The organism is Nocardioides sp. (genome assembly GCF_031397825.1).
Taxonomy (GTDB): Bacteria; Actinomycetota; Actinomycetes; order Propionibacteriales; family Nocardioidaceae; genus Nocardioides.
The window spans coordinates 1-4,667 of sequence record NZ_JANNML010000157.1; the positions used below are offsets into that span (position 1 = coordinate 1).

Annotated in this window: 5 protein-coding genes; 3 read left to right on the forward strand and 2 right to left on the reverse strand. The window is 70.8% G+C overall.

All coding sequences use genetic code 11. The features are described 5' to 3' along the window. Positions 1–94 precede the first annotated feature (94 nt). Positions 95–1,528, forward strand: a complete 1,434-nt coding sequence (locus tag RMN98_RS13640) for a hypothetical protein (protein ID WP_309649365.1) — start codon at positions 95–97, stop codon at positions 1,526–1,528. Here the strand turns inward: RMN98_RS13640 and RMN98_RS13645 are convergent. Both RMN98_RS13645 and RMN98_RS13650 read right to left on the reverse strand, forming a co-directional pair. Next, positions 1,512–2,375, reverse strand: a complete 864-nt coding sequence (locus RMN98_RS13645) for a thioesterase family protein (protein WP_309649366.1) — start codon at positions 2,373–2,375, stop codon at positions 1,512–1,514. The genes RMN98_RS13640 and RMN98_RS13645 overlap by 17 nt on opposite strands. A gap of 43 nt (positions 2,376–2,418) precedes the next feature. Beyond that, the gene (locus RMN98_RS13650; RefSeq protein ID WP_309649367.1) at positions 2,419–2,601 is read right to left on the reverse strand and encodes a hypothetical protein; all 183 of its coding nucleotides are present in this window, start codon (positions 2,599–2,601) and stop codon (positions 2,419–2,421) included. Positions 2,602–2,718: 117 nt separating this feature from the next. Between RMN98_RS13650 and RMN98_RS13655 the strand changes: the two genes are divergently transcribed. Then, positions 2,719–3,309, forward strand: a complete 591-nt coding sequence (locus RMN98_RS13655; RefSeq protein ID WP_309649368.1) for a TetR family transcriptional regulator C-terminal domain-containing protein — start codon at positions 2,719–2,721, stop codon at positions 3,307–3,309. 54 nt (positions 3,310–3,363) lie between these two features. Further along, positions 3,364–4,578: an acetyl-CoA C-acetyltransferase gene (locus RMN98_RS13660; RefSeq protein WP_309649369.1), complete on the forward strand. Its 1,215-nt coding sequence runs from the start codon at positions 3,364–3,366 to the stop codon at positions 4,576–4,578. Positions 4,579–4,667: the final 89 nt, after the last annotated feature.

Consider the following 4,667-nt stretch of genomic DNA (forward strand, 5'->3'; position numbering starts at 1 on the left):
CTCTTCCGCCTCAGAACCCGTGCAGGGACTGGACTTTCCTGCCAGACTGGTCCCTCATCGGTCGAGCACCGGACCTACTGCTCAGGAGTGGTCTGTGACGGCGCGTCAGGCACGATCGCGGCTCGCATCGGTCGTGCTGTCGGCCGTGGTCGCCGGCGCCCTGGTGCTCGGTGTCGCCGGAAGCCAGTCGTGGCAGGCAGGTCGGGTGACGGCGGGTGTCGACACGACCTCCCGGCCCAGCGGTGACCTGCGCCAGGCAGCGCCCACCGGCTCGGTCCTGGTGAGCTCGCCCCACGACGGCGGCGTCCGTCTTGCCGCGCGGCAGCCCCTGGAGCCGGACTCCGTCCTCCTCCGCGGGGCGGTCGAGACGGTCACGGTCGACCCGGCCTCGTCGGGCCAGCAGTGGACCGGGGTCGGGGCCGCGCTCACCGACGCGTCGGTGGCGCACCTTGAAGGCCGTCCGGACCTGATCCGTCTCCTGTTCGATCCCGCGTCCGAGCGAGGCGCACGCCTGCAGTGGCTGCGGCTCCCGCTCTCCGCCACCGACTTCTCGAGCAGGACCTGGGGCTGGCAGGTGCGGAAGGGCACGGTGGTCCCGAGCCCCCCGGCCCTGAGGACCCTGCGCTTCCTGCGCGACCAGGTCCTGACGGTCAACCCGGGCCTGAAGATCGTGGCGACGCCGTGGTCGGCTCCCCCGCGCTTCAAGGACCGCCCGACCTGGTTCGGCGGCCACCTGCGCGACGACGCCGTCACGTCCTACGCGGCGCTGCTGGTCGGTCAGGTCCGGTGGCTGCGCCGCCACGACTTCCCGGTGAGGGCCCTGACCCTGGCCAACGAGCCCGGTCTTGCCAGCGACTACCCCACGATGCTGGTCGGCGACGGCCAGCTGGGTCGGCTGGCGCAGCGGGTCGGACCCCGGGTCGGGCGGCTCGGTGTCGACCTCTGGGCGCTCGACCACAACTGGAGCGACACTGGTCGGGCGGCCAGGGCGCTCCGGACCGCACCGGGGGCCTACGACGCCGTCGCCTTCCACTGCTACGAGGGCATCCCCTCCCAGGCAACCGGCCTGGACGCCCCGTGGATCATGGACGAGTGCACCGGCACCGACGACTCAGCTGTCGGCACCGTCACCTGGGACTCCCGCGTGCTGATCGACCAGTCGATCGCGGCCGGCTCCACCGGTCTCCTGATGTGGAACCTCGCGCTCTCCCCCGGGCAGCGAGGCGCCTTCGGCGGTTGCGGGACCTGCCGTGGGCTGATGACGGTCGACGGGGACAGGCACTACGCCGAGCCGGAGTACTACGTGCTCGCCCACCTCAGCCGGGCGGCTCGCGGCGGCTCGACGGTGCTCGACGTGAGCAGCCCGCTCGACGTGGTCTCCGTGGGCTTCCGCAGGACCGACGGGTCGGTCGGGGTCTACGGCTACAACGGCAGCGACCGGGATCGCTACCTGCGGCTCGAGGTCAGCGGCACCGAGGGCCAGGTGTTCCGCATCGGACCACGGGAGGTCTTCACGTGGTCGAGGTGAGCAGCTCGCGGTAGGCGGGGTCCGGCGCGATGGCCCGACCCGTGACGGGATCGACGAAGACCATGGCGACCCGCGCTCGCGACAGGACGACGTCAGCGTCGCAGATCTCGGACTCGACGGTCATCGAGCGCTCCCCGACCCGCACGATGCGCGACCACACGTCGTACGGCTCGGGGCGGAACATGATCGGCACCCGGTAGTCGACGTCGGTCTGGGCGACCACCATCGTCGGGTGCGCGAGCCCCTCGACGCCGCGCAGGAGGCGGGCGTGAAGGCGGATCCGCGCCTCCTGGAAGTACTCGAAGTACTTCACGTTGTTGACGTGGCCGTAGACGTCGACGTCGGAGAACCGCACGTGGAGGCGGTAGGGGCTGGCGCCCTCGCGTTCCACCGGCGCCAGCGGCACCGAGCGCTCGCGCTCGACGGGCTCGAGGAGGCGGGTGAGCGCCTCGCGCTCCTCCGGGGAGATGCGCCGGGGGCGCTCGGTGGCGAAGACGTACGGCGTCAGCACGGTCGCTGCCCGCAGGTAGACGGTGCGCCCGGACTCCTCGTCCGGCGCCTCGTCGTAGACCTCGTAGGCCATCGTGAAGGAGGCCGCACGGATCTCGGTGATCCACGACTCGATCTTCACGCTGGCGCGGACGTACTGCAGGGGCGCCCGGTAGGTCACCTCGTGCCGGACCACCACGACACCCTCGGCGAGCTCCTCGGTGCGGGGCTCCGGGGCGTGCGTGCGGAGCATGTCGACCCGCGCCTCCTGGAGGTAGTCGACGTAGACCACGTTGTTGACGTGACCCTGGAGGTCGAGGTCTGCCCACCGCAGGGGGCACTCGTAGACGTGGCGCACGCCCCGACTCTCGCAGATCGAGTCCCGGAGAGTCGCCCGGTCGTCAGTGGCTGAGCGCGAGCCGGCCGTAGTAGGTGCGGATCGACTCGTGACGGGCGACGCGCACGCGGCGGTTGCCGACGACGAAGTCCGTCATGACGGCCAGGGCCGCGACGATCGCCAGGCCGGCGACGGCGAGGAACGTGATCGCGAAGGGAGTGATGGTGGGAAGCAGGTCGAAGGACATGGTCAGCAACTTTCTACGGATGTAGTTTCTACTTGTGTAGAAAACTACACCTGTAGAATAGCCAGCACAAGGATCGCTACTGTGGGCTCCGCCACCTGACCTCCATGCGAAGGACCCATGACGATCACGCAGCTCTCCCCGCGCCGCCGCGCGATCCTCGACGCCGCCACCGCGGTCGTCGTGGAGCAGGGTCTGCGCGGCCTCACCCACCGCGCGGTCGACCGCGCGGCCGGACTGCCGCAGGGCAGCACCTCGGCCTACCTGCGGACCAGGCGTGCCCTCCAGCTCGCGCTCACCGAGCACGTCGCCGGCCAGGTCGGCCAGGACGTCGACGAGCTGCTCGAGCAGATCGCCGACTGCACGCCCGAGGACCCGCGCACCGTCGAGCTCGTGCTCGCGATGTTCGCCCGGTGGCTCGACGAGCGCGCCCTGGTCCTCGCCAAGGTCGAGCTCACCATGGAGGCCGCCCGGGACCCCGAGCTCGCCACCCTGCTGGGCCGCGAGCGCACCAGGATCGTGGGGGTCGTGGCCGAGATCCTGGCGGGTCACGGGCAGGACCAGGCCCACGACCGCGCGGAGGCCATGATGGCCTCCTTCGACGGGATCCTGCTCTCGGCGCTGCTGCGACCGGTCGACGAGCGACGCGTCTACCTGGCTCGCTCCCTCGCCCTCGCGATGCATCCCCTGAGCACCGCCCAGCCCGCCTGACGACCTGTTCTAGTCTGACCACCGCATCACCCACCCGAGATCGGAGATCCGTCCATGCCCGAGGCAGTCATCGTTTCCGTTGCGCGTTCGCCCATCGGCCGCGCCAACAAGGGGTCGCTCAAGGACCTGCGTCCTGACGACCTGGCGGCGACCATCGTCAAGACCGCGCTCGACAAGATCCCGGCGCTCGACCCCAACACGGTCGACGACCTCTACCTGGGCTGCGGTCTGCCCGGCGGTGAGTCCGGCAACAACATGGGGCGCATCGTCAACGTGCTCAACGGCATGGACGCCGTCCCCGGTGCCACCGTCACGCGCTACTGCGCCTCGTCGGTGCAGACCACCCGCATGGCCTTCCACGCGATCAAGGCCGGCGAGGGCGACGTGTTCATCTCCGCCGGCGTCGAGACGGTCTCCCGCTTCATGAAGGGCACCTCCGACCACTGGCCCGACACCCACAACCACGCCTTCGACGAGGCCAAGGCCCGCACCGACACGACCGCCGAGGGCGGCGTCGACTGGCACGACCCGCGCGAGGACGGCCTCCTGCCCGACGCCTACATCGCGATGGGCCAGACCGCCGAGAACGTCGCGCGCCTGCGGGGCCTGTCGCGCCAGGAGCTCGACGAGTTCGGCGTGCGCTCGCAGAACCTCGCCGAGAAGGCCATCAACGACGGCTTCTGGGCCCGCGAGATCACCCCGGTCACGCTGCCCGACGGCACCGTGGTCAGTGTCGACGACGGCCCCCGCGCCGGCGTCACTTACGACGGCATCAAGGACCTCAAGCCGGTCTTCCGCCCCGACGGACTGGTCACGGCCGGCAACTGCTGCGGCCTCAACGACGGCGCGGCCGCGGTCGTCATCATGTCCGACACCAAGGCCGCCGAGCTCGGTCTCACCCCGCTGGCGCGCATCGTCTCCACCGGCGTCAGCGGCCTGTCCCCCGAGATCATGGGCCTGGGCCCCGTCGAGGCGACGAAGAACGCCCTCAAGTACGCCGGCATGAGCATCGGCGACATCGACCTGGTCGAGATCAACGAGGCCTTCGCGGCCCAGGTCGTGCCGTCCTACCAGGACCTGGGCATCGACATCGACCGGCTCAACGTCAACGGCGGCGCCATCGCCGTGGGTCACCCCTTCGGCATGACGGGCGCCCGGCTGCAGAACACGCTGATCAACTCGCTCGACTGGCACGACAAGTCCACCGGCCTCATCACCATGTGCGTCGGTGGCGGTCAGGGCATGGCGCTGATCCTCGAGCGCGTCTGACCACACTGCCGAGTCGGGGCCAATTGGGGGCCCGGGCCCCCCCGCCCGGGGCGCCCCCGGCACCAAATGGCCGCCCCCGCCGGCCGGCG